Source organism: Parabacteroides gordonii MS-1 = DSM 23371 (genome assembly GCF_000969825.1).
Taxonomy (GTDB): Bacteria; Bacteroidota; Bacteroidia; order Bacteroidales; family Tannerellaceae; genus Parabacteroides; species Parabacteroides gordonii.
This window is the reverse complement of record NZ_KQ033919.1, coordinates 2,675,699-2,698,699: the sequence shown is the minus strand read 5'-3', so window position 1 is coordinate 2,698,699 and position 23,001 is coordinate 2,675,699. Positions and strand designations below refer to the sequence as shown.

The window sequence follows — 23,001 nt, the reverse complement described above, 5'->3', positions numbered from 1 at the left end:
TTCTTGTTTAAACCGAAAATCAAGGGGCAAATATCTTTATAAATCTTTTAATACACAAGCAAAATCAAAGGATCTTAAAAAAATAAGAATATGCCAAAAAGCCTTAAGGCGAGAGATAAGCTTGCCATCACAGACATACAACCAAGTACTATTCATAAAAATACTTGAGAATACTTACCTAAAGCAAAAAATATTTCTATAATTTTGGAACAAGATAGCACTGCGTAATGAACACCATGACATGATAAAGATATTACTGTTAACCGATTTTTCCAGTGGCTATAGCAGATCACTTCTGGAAAATGTAGTCAGATATGCAAAGGAAGTAGGCCCCTGGGCTTTTTACCGGATGCCCTTGTATTTCAGGGAGCTTTACGGTGATGAAGGAGTCGTGGAGTGGGCAAAGAAATGGGGAGCGGATGCCATCATCGCCCAATTCACAGATATAGACCTGTCTGTACTGAACCAGTTGCACATACCGATCATTGTCCAAAATTACAAAGAACGAAGCCCCGGTATCTCTAACCTGACTGGTGACTATTTCGGAACCGGTGTAATAGCAGCAAACTTTTTCCTGCACAAAGGATATAAATCGTTTGCCTATTATGGGCTGACGGATACAGTATGGGGACGTGAACGAGGCGAAGGCTTTAAGAAAGCTGTCAGCAATCAGGGCTATGACGTTTATGAGTTCAGTAACCGGAAACGGATACCCAGTGAAAAGTGGAGTTTTGATGTTGAACTCGTAAGCAAATGGCTACAAAGCCTGCCAAAACCGGTAGCTCTTTTCGCTTGTGACGATTATTATGCATTGCAAATCACCGAAGTCTGTAAAATGTATGATATAAGCATTCCGGAGGAAATTGCAGTCCTGGGAGTAGATAATGACAAACTGCTGTGTAATATTTCCGACCCCCAATTGTCATCCATAGAACTGGATATCAAGAACGGAGGTTATGAAGCAGGGAAACTGATTCACCAATTCATCGAAAAAAAGATCGTTACCCCCGTCGATATAATCATAAAGCCAGTACGAATCGTCCCTCGCGCTTCCACCGAACGCTTTGCCGTTTCCGACAAATATATCGAACAACTGTTGCATTATATAGATAACAACCACCGGGATCCCCTATCTATAGACGACCTTATCCGGATGGTCCCCTTTTCAAGACGTGTTCTGGAGAAAAAGTTCAAAAGGGAAACAGGTACATCTGTCTGCCAGTATATTCAGGAACTGCGTATAGAAAAATTTGCCGATTTATTGGTTACAACTGATCTACCATTGGTAGAAGCCGCTGCTAAAGTCGGTTTTACGGATTACAAGAACATTTCCCGAACATTTACAAAGGTAAAGGAAATGACCCCCTTTCAATATCGGAAACGATTTACTTCTAAAAACAAATAAAAGATGTACCGACTTTCTATCCGGTCCGTTCGTTTTTTGAGGATTTTATTTCGCAATCAGCACATAAAAAGAAGATTCATTCTACTTACTTTGTACTGTTTGAACAATAAAAACAGTGCCATATGAATACAATATCAGCATCACACGAAAAAAAAGTAGTCCGCAGGCTCATCACCAACGGAAAATTAATCCAGATCGACAAGATTCTGGAAGATGGTTATATCATCATTGAAAATGATAAGATAACTGCTATCGGCACAGGCCATCCGTCATCGGATGATATCGATGAAATCATCGATGCTGACCAGCAGTATATATCTCCCGGGTTTATTGACCTTCATACACATGGAGCCGGAGGTGCCGATTTCATGGACGGTACGGTAGATGCTTACCTGACCGTAGCCAACACACATGCCTGCTATGGTACAACCGCCCTTTTACCCACCACGCTGACCTGTCCTGACGAAGAACTCTTCCACACATTTGAAATCTACCGCCAAGCAAAAAAACAAAACACGAAAGGTGCAAAGTTTCTGGGCATTCATCTGGAAGGTCCGTACTTCGCCTATAGCCAACGTGGTGCGCAAGATCCCGCCAATCTGAAGGCACCGACTCCCGAACATTATACCAGCATATTGAATGCCACTGACGATATCATTCGTTGGAGTATAGCACCCGAACTCGACGGTGCCCTCTACCTGGGTAAACTATTGAAAGAAAAACAAATAATTCCATCCGTCGGGCATACGGATGCCATTTGCGAAGAGGTCATGGAAGCCCATAAGGCCGGATACTCCCTGATGACGCACCTCTACTCAGGTATGCAGACCGTTACCCGCCGGAATGCACTCCGTTATGCGGGCGCTGTAGAAGCCGCTTTCTTACTGGAAGATATGGATGTAGAAATCATTGCCGACGGCATTCACCTCCCCAAAAGCCTGCTTCAACTTATACATAAATTCAAAGGAGCAGACAGAATAGCATTGGTTACCGATTCCATGCGCGGCGCCGGAATGCCGGAAGGGGTATATAAATTAGGAAGTTTAAAGGAAGGACAAACTGTAATGGTAGAAGAGGGAGTAGCCAAACTACTCGACCGAAGTGCTTTTGCCGGCAGCGTGGCAACTGCAGACCGTCTGGTCCGGACAATGGTTCAATTGGCAGAAGTATCCTTAACAGATGCAGTAAAAATGATGACGGTAACGCCTGCCCGTATTCTTCATATGGAAAATAGAATCGGTTCTTTAGAAGTAGGTAAAACGGCAGATATTCTTTTATTCGACAATCAGATCAGGATATCACGTACCATCATAAACGGACAGACGGTTTACCAGGCATAACTTCTTTCCAGACATTATTACCGGCCTCTCCATTCTGACGCATTTTGAGGATTTTATTTCGCAAGATGGGAGAAAATGAATAATTCATCCTTTTACTTTTGTCGTATTGAGATCCATTAAAAATTAATCAGTATGACAACGAGACGCAGTTTTATAAAAAAAGCAGTAGCCGGTACGGCTATGTTATCATTCGGTGGCGTGTTGCCTGGGTTCAGTGCAAAAAGTTATGCAAACATAGTAGGAGCAAACGACCGGATCCTAATCGGTTGCATAGGAGTGAACTCCCGCGGAGCCGCTTTAGCCCGGAATTTTACCAAACAAAAAAACTGCATCGTAAAACACATTTGCGATGTCGACTCCAGGGCCTTAAACAAATGTATCGCAGAAGTCACAAACATCAGCGACACGACTCCGAAAGGATATAAAGATCTGCGCCTGATGCTTGAAAAGAAAGACTTGGATGCTGTAGTAATAGCAACTCCGGATCATTGGCACGCCCCGGCTGCCTTACTGGCAATGAAAGCCGGAAAGCATGTTTATCTTGAAAAACCATGCAGTCACTCTCCCGAAGAAGGCGAAATACTAATCCAAGCCGCACAAAAATACAACAAGGTCGTACAGATGGGAAACCAGCGCCGTTCGTGGCCCAATGTTGTAGAAGCGATCAATGAGATCAAAGCCGGAACAATAGGGAAAGTTTATTTCGGCAAATCATGGTATACGAACAACCGTGCCCCTATAGGCAGAGGAAAAGAAGTTCCCGTCCCCGACTGGCTCGATTGGGACTTGTGGCAGGGAGCGGCTCCACGGACAACCTACAAGGATAATATCGTTCATTATAACTGGCACTGGTTCTGGCGATGGGGCACCGGTGAAGCCTTAAACAACGGAACCCATATGATAGACCTGCTACGATGGGGTATGGAAGTGGACTACCCGACTTCCGTGCAATCCACGGGTGGACGTTACTATTATCAAGACGACTGGGAAACTCCTGACACGCAAGTGATCAGTCTGAATTTCGGAGACAAGAAGTCAATGATCTGGGAAGGACACTGTTGCAATGCTTTTAAAATAGAAGACAATTCCGTCGGTGCACTTTTCTACGGGGAGAAAGCCAACCTGCTGATCGGAGGAGGTAATTATTACAAAATCATGGACCATAAAAACCAAATCATCCGCGAGGTGGAAAGTAAAATACAAACCGATCCCCGCAACCGGATGGATCCGGCGCAGCAATTGGATGCAATCCATATCCAAAACTTCTTCGATGCAATCAAAAAAGGAGAAAAGCTGAATGCGGGAATAGAGTCCGGGCACATAAGTACATTACTCGTCCAGTTAGGGAATATAGCCCAGCGTTCAGGAGAAAAACTGGAAACAGACCCGGCTAACGGACATATCAGAAACAAACAAATTGCGGATAAATACTGGAGAAGAACTTATCAGGAAGGATGGGAGGTAAAATTATGATAAACAATCATCATACAACAGAAAAAAGGCAAGTCATAACAGGAATCATTATCATCGGAATTGTATTCTTTATCATCGGCTTTGTATCATGGGTCAACTCGATACTGATTCCTTACTTCAGGATTGCCTGCGAATTGACAAATTATCAATCATATTTTGTTACATTCGCTTTCTATATAGCCTATCTCGTCATGTCGATTCCGGTTTCCTATCTATTAAAAAAGACGGGATACAAAAAAGGAATGATGTACGGTTTCTTTTGTCTGGCCGCAGGCGCATTGCTATTTGTACCCGCTGCGCTGGACAGAACATACTGGATATTCCTTACCGGTCTGTTCACGATGGGTACAGGATTGTCGGTTCTGCAAGCTGCCGCAAATCCATATATCACGATCATCGGTCCTATTGAAACAGCAGCCCGGCGCATCAGCATAATGGGTGTATGCAACAAGTTCGCCGGAATCGTTTCACCTATTATCTTTGCTGCAGTCGTGTTGGGGAAAAGCCAAAATATCCTGACATCCGTCGAATCCGGGCTCCTCAACGGCATAGAAAAGGAAGCAGCACTCAATGAACTTATGCGTGGAGTAATACTTCCTTACAGCATACTTAGCCTCATCCTTCTCACAATCGGATTGTTTATCTATAAATCAAAATTACCGGATATCAACCCTGAAGAGGAGAATGAAGAGATAGCAACCGCCAATTGCGGAAAAACCTCCGTCTTTCAATTCCCCTACCTGCTACTCGGCGTATTGGCCCTGTTCCTGCATGTTGGGACACAAGTCGTAGCTATAGATACGATCATCAGTTATGCAGGTTCTATGGGCGTAGGACTTTTGGACGCCAAGTTCTTTCCTTCCTATACGCTTGGAGCGACAATTCTGGGTTACTTGCTCGGAATCCTGTTAATCCCGCGTTTTATATCCCAGAAAAATGCATTGATCGTTTGTACAGTTTTAGGGTTAATCCTCTCTCTAGGAGTAATTCTCACCCATACGAATATTTCCCTATTGGGACACAATGCAGGTTTATCCATCTGGTTTCTGGCTTCCCTCGGTTTACCGAACTCTTTGATATATGCAGGTATCTGGCCCCACGCCATCCGGAATCTAGGGCGTTTCACCAAAATTGGTTCATCCATGCTAGTTATGGCATTGTGCGGAAATGCCATCCTTCCCCTTGTTTACGGCAAACTGGCAGACATAACTTCTTTGCAAACCGGATATTGGGTATTGATACCTTGCTATTTATATCTAATATGGTATGCCGCCTGGGGATATCGCATCGTAAGTTGGTCATCAAAAGTATAAATACAAACACCGACTTCCTATAGCCTAATAACAGTTTCTTCCTAATGAAACTAATGTTTCACCTAAGAGGAACAAATGTTTCACCAGCATGAAACAAGTGAAACAAACGGAAAGATCACGTTTGCTAACAGTATAAATCAAAAATAATCAATATGATAAATTTAAAAAAGAACAAGCTTACTGTACAGGTATTCCCTGACAGGCAATCTATGGGAAAGAGTGCAGCATCGGATGTTGCGCAGGCTATATGCAAATTATTAAAAGAGAAGGAAGAGATCAATATGATCTTTGCTGCTGCTCCCTCACAAAATGATTTCCTGGCAGCACTCACAGCCGATAAATCGATCGAATGGAACCGTATCAATGCTTTCCACATGGATGAATATATCGGATTGAAACCCAATGCTTCTCAGGGATTCGGCAATTTCCTGAGTGAGCATATATTCACAAAAGTGGCCTTCAAACAGGTCTATTATATACAAATGAAGAAAGACGATTTTGAAGCCGAATGCGAACGCTATACCCGCCTGCTGTCAAAACGAGCGATCGATATCGTTTGTATGGGAATAGGAGAAAACGGACATATCGCCTTCAACGATCCGCATGTAGCCGATTTCAACGACAAAGACTGGATGAAGGTAGTCGACCTTGCCCCCCAATGTAGAGAACAACAGGTGCACGACGGATGTTTTCAATCTCTTGATGAAGTTCCCACACAGGCATTCACGCTCACCATCCCGATTCTGATGTCTGCCGCATATACATTCTGTATCGTTCCAGCCTCCACAAAGGCAGAGGCTGTTTACAATACCTTATATGCTCCTCTATGCGAAAAGTATCCCTCTACGATCCTGCGCGAAAAAGAAAACGCCCGGTTATATCTGGATATGGACAGCGCTTCGCTTCTACCTGTAAAAATACAAGAAAATAATTAACGAATCCCTAAAAAGAACAACTTATGAAACGTAATGTATTATTACTGCTCATTATTCAGTTTCTTGCCATAACTTCACTTCACTCGCAAGAGATCATCCGGTTAGGCATTATCGGACTGGACACCTCTCACTCCGAAGCTTTTATCAAATTAATAAACGGAGAGAACCCGCAACCAGATTATATTGGTTTCAAAATTGTAGCCGCCTATCCATACGGCTCCAGAACTATCGAGTCCAGTTATAGCCGCATTCCCAAATATACGGAAACAGCCCGGCAACACGGAGTCCGTATAACTTCATCGATTGCGGAGCTTCTGAAAGAGGTAGACTGTGTATTACTAGAAACAAATGACGGGACTTTGCACCTCGAACAGGCAAAGGAAGTGATAAATAATGGTAAACCCCTATTCATCGACAAACCGGTTGCTGCACGGTTGTCCGATGTACTGAGTATCTACGGAATGGCAGAAAAGAAACAGGTTCCCATTTTTTCATCATCGGCATTACGCTTTTCCCCCCGGAACCTGGAATTAAGAGCCGGAAACGGCCCGGAAGGGAAAGTCGCCGGTGCAGACTGCTACTCTCCCTGCACGAACGAACCCTCACACGCCGGATTTTTCTGGTATGGAATTCATGGAGTAGAAATATTGTATACGCTAATGGGGACCGGATGTAAATCTGTCTCCTGCATCTCGGACGAAAGCGCGGACCTGGCTGTCGGACTATGGAACGACGGAAGAATAGGAACCTTTCGCGGGCTACGGAACAGTGCACATACATACGGTGGTACGGCAATCTGTACAAAGAAAGTTGTACCCGCAGGAGGATATGAAGGTTACGAAGGACTGTTGAAGGCCATCCTTACTTTTTTCCGCACGGGCATAGCACCTGTCAGTAAAGAGGAAACGATCGAGATATACACATTCATGGAAACAGCCAATGAAAGTATCCGGCAAGGCGGTAAGCCTGTGAACACAAAAGAAATTTATGAAAAAGCATTATCCTTAGTAAAGGATCAGGAAGTTTATTAATCTTAAAAGTACGATGGTATGAAAAAAATCAACAATGCAAAAAGACTGGTATTAAATCTATTAGTTATGGCCTTCCTGTTTATGACCATAGTACCGGTTTTCGCAGAAGAAACAACGAACAACACTTCTGCTATCGAGCAAAAGCAAACAGTAACTGGAACCGTCACCGATAACAACGGTGATGCGATACCTGGTGTAAATGTAATGGAAAAAGGGACTACCAACGGAGTGATAACCGATGTCAATGGTCAATACACCATAAGCGTAACGAATGGAAATTCGATACTGGCTTTCTCCTTCATCGGATACGTCACCAAAGAAGTTCCTGTAAAAAAACAAAAGACCATTAATATCTCCCTAGCGGAGGAGGTATTAAATCTGGAAGAAGTAGTTGTTGTGGGCTATGGAGTCCAAAAGAAAAGAGACCTGACAGGTGCAGTGACCCAGGTAAAGGCTACTTCATTGGAAAAGGAACGTCCGGCTACCGTACAAGACATATTAAGAGCAAATGTTGCTGGGTTGAACATCGGACTCGACAACTCAGCCAAAGGAGGCGGCAGTATGGAAATTCGCGGAAAACGCTCCATCAAAGCCAGCAACGAACCCTTATTGGTTGTAGACGGTATTATTTACTACGGCAGTCTCGATGAGATCAACCCCAATGATATCGCCCAGATCGACGTCTTGAAAGATGCCAGTTCGGCAGCCGTATACGGAGCGAAATCAGCCGCCGGTGTCGTGCTGATTACAACGAAAAAAGGAGCAGCCGAAAAACCCACCGTTCAATTCAATGCCAGCGTAGGTATCGCAACTTTGGCAAAGAAGATGGACGTTTACAGTCCCCAGGAATACCTGGCCTGGAGGGAAAATGTACAGGAAAGTATTTTCGAAGATCATAAACCTGGCGAGTTCTCGAACCCGAACAATCTTCCGGCAGGAGTAACCCTGGAAGATTGGATCTCCTACCGCCCCACTACCGGCAATTATGAATACGATTGGCTAGTTCGACTGGGACTGTTCGAACCGGAAATCGATAATTATTTCGCCGGAAGAACATTCGACTGGTATGATGAGACTTACCAGAAAGCATTTCGCCAGGACTACAATGTCAATATCTCCGGAAAGAAAGATAAAGTAAGTTACTACTGGTCATTAGGATATCTTAATAATGAGGGTATCGTTATCGGTGATAAATACAAATCCTACAGAAGCCGCCTGAAACTGGATTTCGATGTCACCAGCTGGTTCTCTGCCGGAGTGAACGTACAATATTCTTACCGCGACCAGGGAGCCATTCCACGTAGTGTAAACCAGATATGGGCAAACACTCCTTACTCCACTCCTACTGACCTGGATGGTAATCCAATGCTTTATCCGACAGGAATTGACAACGCAAGTTCCATCAACTCAGCCTACAATGATTCATTTATCGACCGTTCTGCCATACGTAATTCCTTTACCGGGACAATGTATGCAAAGATCAAATTGCCATTCGGTATCTCATACCAAGTGAATTTCTCTCCGCGCCTGTTACTGTACAATTACAGGAACCACCGTTCGTCACAGCATCCCGTATGGAAATCTTTCGGGGGAGATGCAGAACGAAGAAGTGAAATGGCATATAACTGGCAGGTGGACAACCTTATTCGTTGGGAACATACCTTTGCAAAAAAACATCAGGTGGAAGTCACTTTATTACAGAATGCCGAGGAAAACCAAGCCTGGCAGGAGATACAGACTACCCAGCAATTCGCACCCAGTGACGTATTGGGATATCATCGGATGCAGGCAGGTACAGTCCCCGCCATTTCATCCAACGACACCAGAAATACGGGAGATGCCCTGATGGGCCGTGTGTTTTACTCATTCGACAAGAAATACATGCTTACAGCCTCCATCAGACGTGATGGTTACTCTGCATTCGGTGTATCCAACCCACATGCCACCTTCCCTTCCGTTGCCCTAGGATGGGTGTTTACAGAAGAACCGTTTTTCAAATTTTCTGCAATGGATTTCGGTAAACTCCGTGTCTCATGGGGTAAGAACGGGAACAGGGATATCGGTATGTATGCAGCTTTGGCAGAAATGAATACCGACCAGTATCTATACCAGACGCTAAACGGTAATATTAATTTATCGAACTCTGTATATGTAAAAACAATGGCAAATAAAAACCTGAAATGGGAAACGACGAGCTCCTTTAACTTCGGTCTCGACTTCGGTTTTCTCGACAGCCGCATTTCAGGAAATATCGATGTATACAAAATGACGACCTCCGACTTACTGATTAACCGCAGTCTGACAGAAACGATCGGCTTCGGCGAAGTAATGGCCAACCTGGGTGAAGTACAAAACACCGGGTTCGAGATCGCTTTGAGAACGCTCAATATCGATAACAGGAACTTCCAGTGGAATACCACCTTCAACTTTTCCCTGAACAGGAACAAAGTAAACCATCTATACGGTGATTACGAAAACATTCTGGATGACAACGGAAATGTAGTCGGCCGGAAAGAGATGGACGATATCAAAAACGAATGGTTTATCGGGAAGGATATCAGTTCTATCTGGACATATAATGTAACCGGTGTATGGCAGGAAAACGAAGCTGAACAAGCCGCAGAGTACGGTCTCCGACCTGGCGACATGAAGATCAAGGATGTGGACGGTAATAAAATTTACGATAACAATGACAAGGAATTCATTGGCTACAAGACCCCACGTTTCCGTTGGACCCTCCGTAATGAGTTCACCCTGTTCAAAAACTGGAACCTCTCTTTTATGCTCTATTCATATTGGGGACATAAGGCTCCTTACCAGCGTGCAAAACATTTTGAAGCAGGCACACTGACAAAAACAAACTACTTCAAAATCCCATACTGGACTGCCGAGAACCCGACGAACGAATATGCCCGCCTGTATTCGGATGATAAAAATATCGGTGCTAATTTCTACCGTTCTCTGTCATTCATCCGCCTGGACAATATTTCGGTCGGCTATACCGTACCCAAATCATTCCTGAATAAATTCCATATCGAAGGTATGAACATATACGGTACGATCAAGAATGTAGCATGCTGGGCTCCCGACTGGGAATACTATGATCCTGAAGCCTATAATCCGGACAGTCCGAACACAGTAAGCAGTACCAACCGTACTTATACACTGGGTCTCAATGTAACATTCTAATGTTTAACTCAATAATACTATTCAGTCATGAAAAAAATAATATATACAGCACTGACAACAATACTTCTGACCACAAGTTGTAGCGAATCCTGGTTGGAACCGGATCCACTGTCATTCTATTCACCGGGCAACACCCTGATCAATAAAGAAGGTATGCTGAGTTCCATCACCTCCTGCGACCGTTTGTTACGTGAAGAGTTTGTGGGACAGCACGCCCCTATACTTACCGCTATGATTTTTTCGGAACAATGTGTATTAGGAACAACAGATATCTCCGGACCTGCTCAGAACCTGAATGAGAAAATTCTACCGACAGCCAACAATAACTGGGACCAGACAAATCGTATGTACTGGTACTGGACGAACGATTATCTGGGAATACGTTATGCCAATACCGTTATAACCCGAATAAACGATGCAATATACAGTTCCGAAGCCGAACGCAACAACATTCTGGGTATGGCTTTATGGCACAGAGCCTTCCGGTATTACCGTCTCTGCATGTTATTCAATGATATACCGGCTATCTTCACAGAAGTGGAAACACCAGTCACCAACCTCTGCTCTGTTGAACGCGACGGCATACTGAAGAAGATCAAGTCGGATATGGAGTTCGCAGCTCAATGGGTTGCGGAAAACAATGACAGGGGACGTGTCTCCAAAGGAGCCTGCTACCACCTTCTGGCAAAGATATGCCTGACGCTGGGTGAGTTCGATGAAGCAATAAAAGCTACCAGTTCCATTATCGATGACGGACGCTATAGCCTAATGACCAACCGTTTCGGTATCGATGCCTCTGATAATTCCAAAAATGTTCTTTGGGACTTACACCGCCCACTGAACAAAAACAGTACGGAAAACAAGGAGGTATTATTGGCTACACTCGACCGCTACGAATATCAAACAGCCAAATCCTCCCAAAAAACATTGTCAATGCGTAACTTCGTTCCATTCTGGGTCAATACGACCAACCGTATACAAACTCCCGACGGGAAACCAGGTATGTCCGACAAACGTTTAAAGGAACCCGAGCTGGATTATAACGGTATTTATGGCCGTGGAATCGGACGTTGTCGCCTGACCTGGTATAGTTCGAATGGAGTATGGGACGATGGCAACGACCTGCGTCATACTCCCGGTAACTGGATGAAAATGACCGATCTCGTCTATAACAATCCGGATCTCAAAGGAACTCCGTATTACCACCAACCGATACGTTTATGGAGCGACGACGGACAGCTATTATGTATCGACACGCTAAGAAACTGGGGCGAATGGGCTCATTACAAATTATACATTGAAGAACCTGACGCAGCCACAGCCGCCCAATATAACGGAGGTTATTCGGATATGTACATCATGCGTCTGGCTGAAACTTACCTATTACGTGCAGAGGCTTATCTATGGAAAGACGACCCCACTTCGGCAGCCCGCGATATAAATGCAGTACGTACCCGTGCTGGTGCTGCTCCGTTAAATGTTGGAGAAATAAATATGGAAACCCTGTTGGACGAACGTACCCGCGAACTGCTATACGAAGAAAATCGCAAGATCGAGTTAACCCGTATTGCATTGTTATATGCAAGAACAGGAAAGTCCGATTACAAAGGAAGGACCTACAGTATGGCCACATTGTCACAAAATAACTACTTTTACGACCGGATTATGGATAGAGGGAACTTCTATAACAAAGGGGTGAAAGCATTGAATGGGGCAGAATTTAAAATGAGTCCTTACCATATCTGGTGGCCGATACCACAGAACGATATCGACGGTAATTCATCCGGGCGAATCAATCAAAACCCCGGATATACAGGAGTGGAGTTGAATATAACACCATTGGCGGAAGTTCCGGAAACCGGCTTATCTACTCTATAAATATCAAATTATAAACAATCATGAATATGAAAAACATATCAACAAGTCCTATACATAGCCTGAAGTACATATGTATACTGATACTGCTTACCTTCGCGTTATGTCCATCTGTTTATTCATCGCCTAAGGCGATGAATAAACAGGATTTCACTGTCAAAGGTTTCCACATTGATCTTCGTTGCGAGGTAATGACCATGCCTGCTCTGAAAAACTTTGCTAAAGAACTAGCTGGCTTCGGCATCAACACAATCATTATGGAATGGGAAGGTTCCTTTCCTTACAACAAACATGCGACCATCTCCAACAAATATGCCTATACACGTGAAGAGGTAAAGTCGTTTATCACCTACTGTACTTCCCTCGGTATCGATGTAATCCCACTGCAAAACTGTTTTAGCCATTCCGAATACATTCTCCGCCACGACCGATATGCTCACCTGAGAGAAGACAGGAAAGAGGTATCACAGGTATGCCCTTTAAAAATAAACGAATGCAAACCCATATTCACAGAAATATTCAAGGATATGGCCGAACTTCATCCTTCCCGTTATTTCCATATCGGATGTGACGAAACCTACTTGTTAGGCAGTTGCAAAGCATGTGCTGAAAAAGTACAGAAAGAAGGCAAGTCGAAGCTCTTTGTCGATTACGTAAAGGCAATGTGCGAAATTGTCAAATCAATGGGAAAGCAACCTGTCCTTTGGGCAGATATCATCCTGAAATACCCAGAAGCACTGAATGAATTGCCTAAAGATATTATCTATGTCGACTGGAATTACGGCTGGGACCGTAATCATTTCGGGAATCTGGACAACCTGTTCAATGCCGGAGTGACTTTCTGGGGAGCCCCATCCATCCGAAGCCATCCGGATAATATCTATCTGACACAATGGGAAAAGCATTTCAACAACCAGAAAACATTTATACCTTATGCCCGTCAAGTCGGCTATCAGGGAATGGTCATGACTTCCTGGTCCACATCCGGAACTTATGGGTTCAGTTACGATACCGGCTGGGAAGTCATCGAAATGTTTCCTGTCAGATATGTATATCCGTTATCAGGCTTCCGAATCCTGGTTGCAGCCTACGGAGAATCTCTAAAAAACAACACACCTATCGACCCGCAAACATTTGTCGTTAAATACGGGCAGGAACGTTTTGGTTTTACGCCACAAGAAAGCGAAATACTGTGGCAAACACTGAAAGCACCACAGGAAACTGTCACTCGAGGAAAAGATCCTAAAGGAAAACCTGTCCAAGAGATGAAAACTGATGCCATCGCCGTGCAAAGACAATTATCTGCACTGCAACCGAAAAAAAACAATACAGAATTCGAGCATCTGCGTCTGATGAACGATATACGCGTACAATACCTAAGTTTTAAGGAGATAGAAAACAGATACCAGTCAGATCGGTTTGAAAGGGGGAGTGCTAAAACATTCTTGAAAGAACTGGAACCGCTAATCCGGGAAGCAAAGATGCTGGACAAACGTTTCCTCACCTTGAACAAAGGATTTCTACACGACGAAGAGATCGCAGAAATAAACCGTACACGCAATGAGAAATTATATACGATGTACGAAACACTGAATAGAATAGTAAATTAAACCTTATTTCCTATGGCTTCAGAAGAAGGATTAACCAGACGTAATTTCTTGGCTGGCATAGCGACTATGGGCCTGGGCAACAGTATTGGCTCCGGTTTACTGCTCACCTCCTGTTCGGATAAGGAAAAACAGATTCCTTTGCATCCCGTCGACGAGCTATATATACCGGAACTTCCGGACAAAGCAATTGACGGAAAACCGATAAAAGCGGCATTAATAGGTTGCGGAGGGAGAGGTATCGGAGCAGCTTTCAACTTTTTAGAGGCAGGAGATGATCTGTCAATAATGGCTTTGGCGGATCTTTTCCCAGATAAACTGGAAGCAGGACGGCAACGACTAAAAACAGGGAAAAACGTGGATATCCCTGACGAATTATGTTTTACAGGCTTCGATGCCTATCAGAAGGTCTGCGAGCTACCTGTCGATCTTGTATTGATAGCTTCTCCCAACTGTTTTCACCCCGAACAGATGAAATATGCCATAGAAAAAGGGAAACACGTCTTTGTCGAAAAACCGGCAGCTATCGATCCGGTGGGTTACCGTACCTTTCTGGCAGCAGCAAAACAAGCTGTAAACGTAGGTCTCAGTATCTTACCCGGCACACAGTACCATTTCGACCGCCCATTTGTCGCTTCCTTCCGGAAAGTGCAGGAAGGAATGATCGGACGGATCATATCCGGATATGTCTATTACCACACGGGACGCGACCAGTACATCGTACGCCATCCCAAATGGACAGATATGGAATACATGATTCGCGGCCATTTCAACTGGAACTGGGTAAATGGTGACCAGATCAGTAATATGCTGGTTCATTGGATCGATGTATTTAACTGGTTCTCTATGTCTAAACCGATAAACGTCATAGCTTATGGCTCCAGGATACGTAAAAATATCGGGAATGTATACGATAACTTCAGCATGCATTTTGAATACGAGAATGGGGTCACATTAGATGGCATGGTACGGAGAATCGATGGTTGCGACAACGGAGCCGGTATCATCATCCACGGAGAGAAAGGCTCCTGGCACAGCAGTGACTTTTCCATCCGAAACAGGAACGGAGAAGTGATCTGGCAATACGACCGTGAAGAAGCAAAAGCAAAGTTCAAAGTACATGATATGTACACGCTCGAACATATCATGCTGATAAACCATATTCGGGAAGGGAAAGTACTGGATATAGCAGAAACAGTCGCTACGTCTGCCCTAACCGCTGTCATGGCACGTGAATCAGCCTATTCAGGAAAAAAATATACCTGGGAACAAATAATTTCTTCACCACTGAATACATTGCCAGAAGAAATTGCGCTGGTCAATGTAGACTTGAAAAAGTTTGAAATACCTCTTCCTGGCATTACTTTTACAAAAGACGAATAACCGGTTATCGAATAGATGAATTAAGGAAGAGACTGCCCCCACATTACCGGACAGTCTCTTTTTCTTCTGTGTTAAAGATCAATGCTCCCCTGTCGCACCATCTTTGCTCAACACGATATTCCTTGCCACATACGATTCATTGCCGGCTGCATCGGTGCAATAGACCATCAGGTGGTAATTTCCTTCCTTTGCGTTGGCCGGTATCTCGATCTCGTGATGGTGGATATGCGTATTCTTCTGGCCTGATACGTCCCATGACCTGTTGAATGCGAAAGCGACCGTTTCATCTGCTGCCGCCTTCGTATGGTCGTGTCCGTCGAAATTGTTATGTATCTCCACCTTATAGGAACCGAGCATCACATCGTCCAACAGATCCATTTCAAAATGGATGGTAGAACCGGGCTTCAACATCGCTCCCTCTTCCGGTTCGATCAGGTTGATGACCGGCTTCGTTGTGTCGCCGTCTTTTTCATCGTCCGAACATGATACAAACAAGGCAGATACTGCCAGAATACTTACTATCGATAGATAAAATGCTGTTTTCATTTGAGTAATTTTTTAAATGGAATCTTTATTAAAATCTGGAAGTTACGTCCCGGTTCCGGGATCTCAACCTTCCGGTAAAAACTAAGGTGATTGTAATATTTCGTATTCAGTAAATTCCGGGCAGACAAGGTTACCTCTACATCCGTGCTTCCCACAGGAATACGGAAACCGGCACCCAGATGCAATAATTGCGCACCCGGCGTAGGGTCTTCATTCCGGGCTACCCGGTTCTGATCGGCTATATACTGATGCTCAGCATAGAAACGCAAACGTTTCTTTTCCCACGAAAGCGTGTTCCGTAAAGAACCCGGAGGGGAGAAACTAAGCGGTATATGCTCGTCGCAGTTGTAGGTATAGACATATTCGCCACCCAACTCGTAAGTGAAATGCAACGGTAGATACACCTTCGCCGAGATTTCTCCCCCGGCAAACAGGGCTTCGGCTCCCGTATAGCGGTAGATCTGTCCCGCATGAGGAAGCACAGACCATTCACCGGTCGGTTTCAGATAGATATAGTTGCTGAACCAACTGGCAAAGGGCGATATAGTTACCGAAAAGAACTTTCCGAAGAAGGAATAAGCCATATCCAGTTGCCAGCCCCGCTCGGAGTCGAGGTCGGGATCACCCTGCTCATGGCGGAAAGTACCGTGATGTACGCCATTGGATGCCAGCTCATTCGCTCCCGGCAAACGGAAACTGTGACCGACATTCACTTTCAGAAGATGCTCCTTTGCCGGCGACCAGACGATACCCAATGAACCGGAGTAATCGCCGAAGCTCCTGTCTACGGCATGGCTGCGAATCTTATTCATCTCTATGACTTCCTGGCTATATCCTTGTTCCTGAAGATAAGTGGCGAGATAAGCGTCCGTAAAAGGACTGATATCAGTTTTCCCAATATCATAACGCAACCCGCCGCTGACCGAAAATACATCCGTCGGCTTATAGGTAGTCAGCCATGAAAGGCCTGTCGTAAAACGGGTATATTCCGGCAGCAGGAACGAATAACCCGAAATGGTATTCCGCTGATACTGCAAATCCCATCCGGCACTATGATCCCACACCTGAGATCCCGTAAACCGCACCTTCACCCCCGAACTGAACGTATTCAGGGTAAAAGCCAGCTCCTTATCCGGATCTTTGTCAGGCACAGGCTGCGTGCCGTAATGGGTATGGAACTGGCTCCATTCCTCCCGGTGGTTATTCTGGTAACCCAGATCCCACTGAAGCAACAGCTTCTCCCACGCATACTCCTGGTGGGTAGTCGCTTTCAGGTGGTTTACAAAACTATACGGCAACTCTATATTCCGTGAACTGCCGTCGTCCTGCACCCGCGACGGATCAGGAATACCATGAGCCCCTGGAAAGAAACCCACCTTCTGATAAGCATTACTGACTGCATAATTACCCATATAACGCCCCTTCCGGTACTGAGTGAACAGACTTGCGTCGCGCTCAAACCCGGCGGTATTCTTCAGCCGACGGTTATAGACGGGGATCTTCTGTGTCAGGTAACTGATCGTATCCGTCGGGATACGGTAATCGCCGAAATGCTGCTCCGAATAGCGCAGCTTCGTATACCAGCGGTCTTTCTTTACACCAAGCATTAGGGAGCCACCGAACAGGCCGTTGACCGACTTGCCCAGCAGATCGACTTCGCCGAACACCTGGTCGTCGAACGGAGGAGCCGCCTGTGTGATCTCCACCACGCCGCCCATCGCATCGCTCCCGTACAAGAGCGAAGCCGGCCCTTTCCTGATATTAACCTGCTCCACATTGAAAGCATCTATTTCGAGCCCATGGTCGGCACCCCACTGCTGCCCCTCCTGCTTGATGCCGTTCTCCGTAACCGATACCCTGTTGAAACCCATACCACGAATCACCGGCTTGGAAAAGCCGGAACCGATATCCATAGAATGAACCCCGGGAAGTTGTTCCAGAGTCTGCATCAGATTGCCGGAGAAATGCTCTTTTAGAAACTCTTTCCCAACCACATCCAGATGAAGCGTCGTATTCTTATTCCGCAGATACTGGAAATTTTCAGTAACCACGATCTCGGAAAGCGACACATTGCGGAGTGAATCGGGATCTTGGGCATGAAGGGTACATACATGACATACCGCAAGCATACCCGGAATTATTCCGATACGCATAAATACAATCTGTTTAATTTAGAAAATAATGGATTTAATATGTATCAGGCTACCGGCGGAGCACGGAGGTTAGGAGAATAAGAAAGCTGGAAAGCCTTCCCATTCGGGGTAGTCATGCGCTCGACAGGACTGAGCGTCAGTATAAAATGTAAATCAAGTGAATGCGACTCAAGGAAAGGAGACAGGAAGAAATTACAGATCAGACAGTGGTCGGGATTCTGCGAATGGGTATCCCCTTTTTCGGTATGTGAAGCAGTGCAGCAGGTCGTCTCTTTCAGTTCATGCCGGTGCGCGATCTTCACGACGAAGAACGGAAGCATGACCAAAAGCAATACCCACGCCAGGAATACTTGTTTTCTTCTTTCTGCCTTCACAAATGGTTCCACTAGAATGATAAATAACCTTATTGCCGCGACAAATATATAGATATTCTCTTTCTGTCCGTAATCATTAGATGCTAATTATTGCCAATAAACAAGAATATCTTACTTTTGTGTGGCAAATACAAAATGTGAAATGCAGATAATACCCAAAGCTAATACCTTGCGCAAAAGCGTACTCTTATACCGGGGCATACGGTACCGCCGCGGTTACGGAGTTCATTCGCCATTCGTATTCAACCTGATAACGAAGGTGATTGAGGAACGTTGCTCGTATTATAGCTTTTACGATATAGAGCTGATCCGGAAACAGCTTCTTTTCCGCGACGATGTCATTGCCTATCCCGACAGGCAGCAGAAAGGGAAGTTGCGCCACCGTACGGTCGGAGAGATAGTGGAACGCGAAGCGATCAAGCCAAAACACGGGGCTTTGCTCTTCCGGCTGGCAAACTATTTTAAATCGCGGAACATACTGCAACTGGGTTCGTCGATGGGATTATCCACCCTCTACCTGACCTCGTATGCCCCCGGACTGAAATGTATCGCCTTCGAAAACGTTCCGGAGTTTGCACCTATCGCCCGGATCGCCTACGAAAAAGGAGGCCACAACCCGGTCGACCTGCGCATCGGGTCTAATAAGGAACTGCTTCCACAAGCACTGGAAGACCTTAAACAAGTGGATTTTGTATTTTTTAATACCTTATATGAACAACCTGATAACGTTTGGTTGTTTAATGAATGTACGAAGTATGCACACGACGGCTCTCTCTTTGTTTTTGAGGGAATCAAGGCCAATCAGAAAATGAGGGAGTTCTGGAAGGAAATCTGTGCGCGTCCGGAAGTAACGGTAACGATCGACCTCTATTCAATGGGGATCGTATTCTTTAATAAGAAACTGCATAAACGGAATTATATCGTCTACTTCTGACGGCGGGAACAGAAAAGAGAGTGTTGAAAATTAAAAAAAGAAGTATATGAAGAAAAGTATTATTTACACCGGAGGCGGAGACAAGGGTAAAACCTCTCTCGTAGGAGGCCAGCGGGTATCGAAAGCGCACCAGCGCATAGAAAGTTACGGAACGATCGATGAACTGAATTCATTCATCGGGTTGCTTATCACTGCCCTCGACGACCAGGCGGATATCGACTTCCTCTCATTCATCCAGCATAAGTTATTCACGATCGGTTCCTACCTGGCAACCGATCAGGAAACAACCGAGCTGAAGATAGAAAGTAAAGTCACCCCCGAGAGCATCACACGCATCGAACGCGAAATAGACCGCATCGACAGCGAACTGCCGCAGATGAAAAACTTTATCCTTCCCGGAGGAAGCCGTTCCGCCTCACTGGCACATGTCTGCCGCACAGTCTGTCGTCGTGCAGAGCGCCAGATCTACCGCCTGGCCGAAACAAATCCGGTAGAAGAGCCTGTACTTATTTTTATCAACAGACTCTCTGATTATCTGTTTGTTCTGGCCCGGAAAGAGTGTATAAAGAATAATGGCAAAGAAATTATTTGGGATTATACTTGCATCTAAGAAATATTGTTTTATTTTTGCGGAAAATTTGAGAACCAAACTGCCTTCAAGGCAGTTGTTAATACTAGACAACTATGTATTGGACATTAGAGTTAGCTTCAAAACTGGAAGACGCACCCTGGCCTGCAACCAAGGACGAATTGATTGACTATGCACAACGTTCCGGTGCGCCACTGGAAGTAATTGAGAACTTGCAGGAAATGGAAGACGAAGGCGAGATTTACGAATGTATGGAAGACATTTGGCCTGACTATCCAAGTAAAGAAGACTTTTTCTTCAATGAAGAAGAATATTGATGTGCTGTAAACACAACGTATTGAAATAAAAGCGAGGTGGTGGGCTCTAACGGTTCCCTGCCTCGTTTGTTTTTTTGTGCGAAATACAATTTATACCTTTTCGCCGCGTTATTGTAGGGGTGAAACTTCTTTCACCTCGTTAGTTATAGTTAAATGAAGAGAGTCTTCCTGTTTATTATTGCATTGATTACCTGCACGGTCAGCGTGCGGGCACAGGATGATGTGCAGTTAAGCCAATACTTCCTGGGTATGGGGTATTACAACCCCGCCTATGCCGGAACGACAGGAGATTTGAACATGCTCGGCTTCTTCCGCCAGCAATGGATCGGGATGCCCCAGGCCGGAACCTCTTTCTTTGTGATCGCCGATATGCCCCTGACATTCGGAAAGACAAACCACGGTATCGGACTGGTAGTCAACACGGAAAGTATCGGACTTTACCAAAACACGAAGGTCGCCTTTCAGTATGCCTATAAGCAGAAACTTTTCGGTGGGACATTAAGTGTCGGACTGCAGGGAGGCATCTTCAATAAAACTTTCGACGGGACAAAGGTATATATTCCCGAAAGCGACTACCACCAACTGGAAGACGAAGCCATTCCCCGTACATCCGTACAGGCTATGGCACTCGATGTGAATGCCGGCGTTTACTATACCCACAAGCATTTCTACGTCGGTTTCGGAGCAACCCACCTGACCGCCCCTGAAATGCAATTTGAAGAAAATGCCTATACCTACCTGTCTACAGGATTAAATTTGACAGGTGGATACAATATTCAATTTAATAATCCGTTGTATGAATTACAGCCTTCTGTATTTCTAAAAACGGACATGCAGACGTTTCAGGCGGACATTACCGCCCGAATGGTATATAATAAAATGTTTAACGGAGGTCTTTCCTGGCGTGTGAATGAATCGGTAGTAGTATTATTGGGAGCCACATTCGGCAGATTTCAGGTTGGATATGCTTACGATTTCCCTACCACGGCGATATTAAAGGCAAGTACCGGTAGCCACGAAGTAGTAGTACGGTACCAGTTGAAGTTGAAGAAGACAAAAACAGGAAAGAACAGACATAAAAGTGTACGTATATTATAGTATATGAAAAAAGTATTATTAGTACTTATGGCAGTAGCCTTGCTTACCTCATGTGGTAAATCCCTTTCCGGAGCGGGAGGAGAAGTTACCGGGGTACGGTCAGTGGCTTTTAATGAACCCTCGCCTTATGGCATGGTTCTGATCAAAAGAGGTTCGTTCGAAATGGGGCCGGCAGACAAAGACTCGTTGTGGGGGATCAATCCCGAAACAAAGGGAGTTTCGTTTGACGCTTTCTGGATGGACGAAACAGAAATAACCAACGCCAAATACCGTCAGTTCGTCTACTGGGTACGCGACTCTATCATCCGCGAACGCCTGGCCGACCCTGCTTTCGGTGGCAACGATCTGTTCAAGATCACCGAAGACAGATATGGCGAACCTGTGACTCCGCATCTGGACTGGAGCCGTCCGATCCCCTGGAAACGGGCCAACGAAGACGAGCTGCGCGCCATCGAGAGCGTTTACTATGTGCACCCGATCACCGGCGAGAAACGTCTGGACGAAAAGCAGATGGTCTATAAATATGAGTGGTACGACTACACATCAGCCGCTCTCCGCAAGAACCGTCTCGATCCGGACGAACGTGTGCGTAACACCGATATACAGGTCGACCCGAACGAGGTAATCATGATCTCGAAGGATACGGCCTACATCGACGACGACGGTAATATCATCAACGAAACCCTCACCCGTCCGCTGAGCGGCCCGTGGGATTTCCTTCACACCCGCTTCGTCAATGTCTACCCGGATGAAACTTGCTGGGTAAACGACTTCAACAATGCTTACAACGAGCCTTATATGCGCATGTACTTCCAGCACCCGGGATATGACGATTATCCTGTAGTAGGTGTTTCCTGGGAACAGGCTACCGCATTCTGCGTATGGCGCACCGATATGTTCAAACAGTCGTTGAACTTCCCGTCCGGACAAGCCATCGAGCCGTTCCGCCTGCCCACAGAGGGTGAATGGGAATATGCCGCACGTGCCGGTAAGAACGAGAACAAATATCCCTGGTCGACCGACGAGCTACAAAACTCCAAAGGTTGTTTCATGGCCAACTTCAAACCCGGAAAAGGAAACTATACGGAAGACGGCCACCTGATCCCTTCACGGGTAGGTTCCTTCGCCCCGAACGAATTCGGCCTGTTCGACATGGCCGGTAACGTGGCGGAATGGACATCTACCATGTATTCTGAATCAGGCCCGAGCCAGATGAGCGATATGAACCCCGACCTCCGTTACAATGCGGCGAAGGAAGACCCGTATGCCATGAAGAAGAAAGTGGTACGCGGCGGTTCATGGAAAGATGTCGCACAGTTCATCCGTTCGGATATGCGTACGTTCGAATTCCAGAACGAAACACGTTCATATATCGGTTTCCGTTGCGCACGTACACAAGTAGGGTTCTCCCGTTCAAAAGGTAAAAAATAATATAAGAA

The 23,001-nt window shown here is 45.4% G+C and carries 18 protein-coding genes; 15 read left to right on the top strand and 3 right to left on the bottom strand.

Annotated features, from left to right (window positions below; all coding sequences use genetic code 11):
- The first annotated feature begins 241 nt into the window (after window positions 1-241).
- The 10 genes from HMPREF1536_RS10290 (at window position 242) to HMPREF1536_RS10245 (ending at window position 15,551) form a co-directional block, all read left to right on the top strand.
- Window positions 242-1,405: an AraC family transcriptional regulator gene (locus HMPREF1536_RS10290; protein ID WP_028730290.1), complete on the top strand. Its 1,164-nt coding sequence runs from the start codon at window positions 242-244 to the stop codon at window positions 1,403-1,405.
- A gap of 122 nt (window positions 1,406-1,527) precedes the next feature.
- Window positions 1,528-2,745 (top strand): N-acetylglucosamine-6-phosphate deacetylase, encoded by a 1,218-nt coding sequence (gene nagA, locus HMPREF1536_RS10285; RefSeq protein WP_044193617.1) that lies wholly within the window; start codon window positions 1,528-1,530, stop codon window positions 2,743-2,745.
- Window positions 2,746-2,877: 132 nt separating this feature from the next.
- Window positions 2,878-4,218, top strand: a complete 1,341-nt coding sequence (locus tag HMPREF1536_RS10280; protein WP_028730288.1) for a Gfo/Idh/MocA family protein — start codon at window positions 2,878-2,880, stop codon at window positions 4,216-4,218.
- Window positions 4,215-5,531 carry a sugar MFS transporter gene (locus HMPREF1536_RS10275; protein WP_028730287.1) on the top strand — a complete coding sequence of 439 codons (1,317 nt, stop codon included), beginning with the start codon at window positions 4,215-4,217 and terminating at the stop codon, window positions 5,529-5,531. Before HMPREF1536_RS10280 ends, HMPREF1536_RS10275 begins: the two co-directional genes overlap by 4 nt.
- A gap of 143 nt (window positions 5,532-5,674) precedes the next feature.
- Window positions 5,675-6,466, top strand: a complete 792-nt coding sequence (locus tag HMPREF1536_RS10270; RefSeq protein ID WP_028730286.1) for a 6-phosphogluconolactonase — start codon at window positions 5,675-5,677, stop codon at window positions 6,464-6,466.
- A gap of 23 nt (window positions 6,467-6,489) precedes the next feature.
- Entirely contained in the window at window positions 6,490-7,497 is a 1,008-nt protein-coding gene (locus HMPREF1536_RS10265; protein WP_028730285.1) for a Gfo/Idh/MocA family protein, read from the top strand.
- An 18-nt stretch (window positions 7,498-7,515) separates the two neighbouring features.
- Window positions 7,516-10,686: a SusC/RagA family TonB-linked outer membrane protein gene (locus HMPREF1536_RS10260; RefSeq protein ID WP_225607954.1), complete on the top strand. Its 3,171-nt coding sequence runs from the start codon at window positions 7,516-7,518 to the stop codon at window positions 10,684-10,686.
- A 27-nt stretch (window positions 10,687-10,713) separates the two neighbouring features.
- Window positions 10,714-12,564 (top strand): RagB/SusD family nutrient uptake outer membrane protein, encoded by a 1,851-nt coding sequence (locus HMPREF1536_RS10255; protein WP_044193615.1) that lies wholly within the window; start codon window positions 10,714-10,716, stop codon window positions 12,562-12,564.
- 131 nt (window positions 12,565-12,695) lie between these two features.
- The gene (locus tag HMPREF1536_RS10250; RefSeq protein ID WP_052349951.1) at window positions 12,696-14,171 is read left to right on the top strand and encodes a beta-N-acetylhexosaminidase; all 1,476 of its coding nucleotides are present in this window, start codon (window positions 12,696-12,698) and stop codon (window positions 14,169-14,171) included.
- 12 nt (window positions 14,172-14,183) lie between these two features.
- Window positions 14,184-15,551: a Gfo/Idh/MocA family protein gene (locus HMPREF1536_RS10245; protein WP_028730283.1), complete on the top strand. Its 1,368-nt coding sequence runs from the start codon at window positions 14,184-14,186 to the stop codon at window positions 15,549-15,551.
- 78 nt (window positions 15,552-15,629) lie between these two features.
- Here HMPREF1536_RS10245 and HMPREF1536_RS10240 read toward each other — a convergent pair whose 3' ends face one another.
- Genes HMPREF1536_RS10240 through HMPREF1536_RS10230 form a run of 3 tightly spaced genes read right to left on the bottom strand, consistent with a single transcriptional unit; the run spans window position 15,630 to window position 18,624 of the window.
- The gene (locus HMPREF1536_RS10240; RefSeq protein ID WP_028730282.1) at window positions 15,630-16,097 is read right to left on the bottom strand and encodes a DUF4625 domain-containing protein; all 468 of its coding nucleotides are present in this window, start codon (window positions 16,095-16,097) and stop codon (window positions 15,630-15,632) included.
- Window positions 16,094-18,250: a TonB-dependent receptor gene (locus HMPREF1536_RS10235; protein ID WP_028730281.1), complete on the bottom strand. Its 2,157-nt coding sequence runs from the start codon at window positions 18,248-18,250 to the stop codon at window positions 16,094-16,096. Before HMPREF1536_RS10235 ends, HMPREF1536_RS10240 begins: the two co-directional genes overlap by 4 nt.
- A 44-nt stretch (window positions 18,251-18,294) precedes the next feature.
- Window positions 18,295-18,624: a hypothetical protein gene (locus HMPREF1536_RS10230; protein ID WP_046151786.1), complete on the bottom strand. Its 330-nt coding sequence runs from the start codon at window positions 18,622-18,624 to the stop codon at window positions 18,295-18,297.
- A gap of 142 nt (window positions 18,625-18,766) precedes the next feature.
- On the opposite strand from HMPREF1536_RS10230, the gene HMPREF1536_RS10225 reads away from it, so the two are divergent.
- The 5 genes from HMPREF1536_RS10225 to porK all read left to right on the top strand — a co-directional run bounded on the left by HMPREF1536_RS10225 (window position 18,767) and on the right by porK (window position 22,993).
- Window positions 18,767-19,558: an O-methyltransferase gene (locus HMPREF1536_RS10225; RefSeq protein WP_028730280.1), complete on the top strand. Its 792-nt coding sequence runs from the start codon at window positions 18,767-18,769 to the stop codon at window positions 19,556-19,558.
- Between the two features lie 46 nt (window positions 19,559-19,604).
- The gene (locus HMPREF1536_RS10220) at window positions 19,605-20,168 is read left to right on the top strand and encodes a cob(I)yrinic acid a,c-diamide adenosyltransferase (protein WP_028730279.1); all 564 of its coding nucleotides are present in this window, start codon (window positions 19,605-19,607) and stop codon (window positions 20,166-20,168) included.
- Between the two features lie 74 nt (window positions 20,169-20,242).
- Entirely contained in the window at window positions 20,243-20,464 is a 222-nt protein-coding gene (locus tag HMPREF1536_RS10215; protein WP_005633363.1) for a DUF2795 domain-containing protein, read from the top strand.
- A 153-nt stretch (window positions 20,465-20,617) separates the two neighbouring features.
- On the top strand, window positions 20,618-21,562 hold the full coding sequence (locus HMPREF1536_RS10210; protein WP_028730278.1) for a PorP/SprF family type IX secretion system membrane protein: 945 nt from the start codon (window positions 20,618-20,620) through the stop codon (window positions 21,560-21,562).
- A 3-nt stretch (window positions 21,563-21,565) separates the two neighbouring features.
- Window positions 21,566-22,993, top strand: a complete 1,428-nt coding sequence (gene porK, locus HMPREF1536_RS10205) for a T9SS ring complex lipoprotein PorK/GldK (protein ID WP_028730277.1) — start codon at window positions 21,566-21,568, stop codon at window positions 22,991-22,993.
- The last annotated feature ends 8 nt before the right edge of the window (window positions 22,994-23,001 follow it).

Excerpts from the sequence above, each read along its gene's own strand:
- HMPREF1536_RS10290 (WP_028730290.1), top strand. The coding sequence starts at position 242 with ATGATAAAGATATTACTGTTAACCGATTTTTCCAGTGGCTATAGCAGA.
- nagA (WP_044193617.1), top strand. The coding sequence starts at position 1,528 with ATGAATACAATATCAGCATCACACGAAAAAAAAGTAGTCCGCAGGCTC.
- HMPREF1536_RS10280 (WP_028730288.1), top strand. The coding sequence starts at position 2,878 with ATGACAACGAGACGCAGTTTTATAAAAAAAGCAGTAGCCGGTACGGCT.
- HMPREF1536_RS10275 (WP_028730287.1), top strand. The coding sequence starts at position 4,215 with ATGATAAACAATCATCATACAACAGAAAAAAGGCAAGTCATAACAGGA.
- HMPREF1536_RS10265 (WP_028730285.1), top strand. The coding sequence starts at position 6,490 with ATGAAACGTAATGTATTATTACTGCTCATTATTCAGTTTCTTGCCATA.
- HMPREF1536_RS10260 (WP_225607954.1), top strand. The coding sequence starts at position 7,516 with ATGAAAAAAATCAACAATGCAAAAAGACTGGTATTAAATCTATTAGTT.
- HMPREF1536_RS10255 (WP_044193615.1), top strand. The coding sequence starts at position 10,714 with ATGAAAAAAATAATATATACAGCACTGACAACAATACTTCTGACCACA.
- HMPREF1536_RS10250 (WP_052349951.1), top strand. The coding sequence starts at position 12,696 with ATGAATAAACAGGATTTCACTGTCAAAGGTTTCCACATTGATCTTCGT.
- HMPREF1536_RS10245 (WP_028730283.1), top strand. The coding sequence starts at position 14,184 with ATGGCTTCAGAAGAAGGATTAACCAGACGTAATTTCTTGGCTGGCATA.
- HMPREF1536_RS10240 (WP_028730282.1), bottom strand. The coding sequence starts at position 16,097 with ATGAAAACAGCATTTTATCTATCGATAGTAAGTATTCTGGCAGTATCT.
- HMPREF1536_RS10235 (WP_028730281.1), bottom strand. The coding sequence starts at position 18,250 with ATGCGTATCGGAATAATTCCGGGTATGCTTGCGGTATGTCATGTATGT.
- HMPREF1536_RS10225 (WP_028730280.1), top strand. The coding sequence starts at position 18,767 with ATGCAGATAATACCCAAAGCTAATACCTTGCGCAAAAGCGTACTCTTA.
- HMPREF1536_RS10220 (WP_028730279.1), top strand. The coding sequence starts at position 19,605 with ATGAAGAAAAGTATTATTTACACCGGAGGCGGAGACAAGGGTAAAACC.
- HMPREF1536_RS10215 (WP_005633363.1), top strand. The coding sequence starts at position 20,243 with ATGTATTGGACATTAGAGTTAGCTTCAAAACTGGAAGACGCACCCTGG.
- HMPREF1536_RS10210 (WP_028730278.1), top strand. The coding sequence starts at position 20,618 with ATGAAGAGAGTCTTCCTGTTTATTATTGCATTGATTACCTGCACGGTC.
- porK (WP_028730277.1), top strand. The coding sequence starts at position 21,566 with ATGAAAAAAGTATTATTAGTACTTATGGCAGTAGCCTTGCTTACCTCA.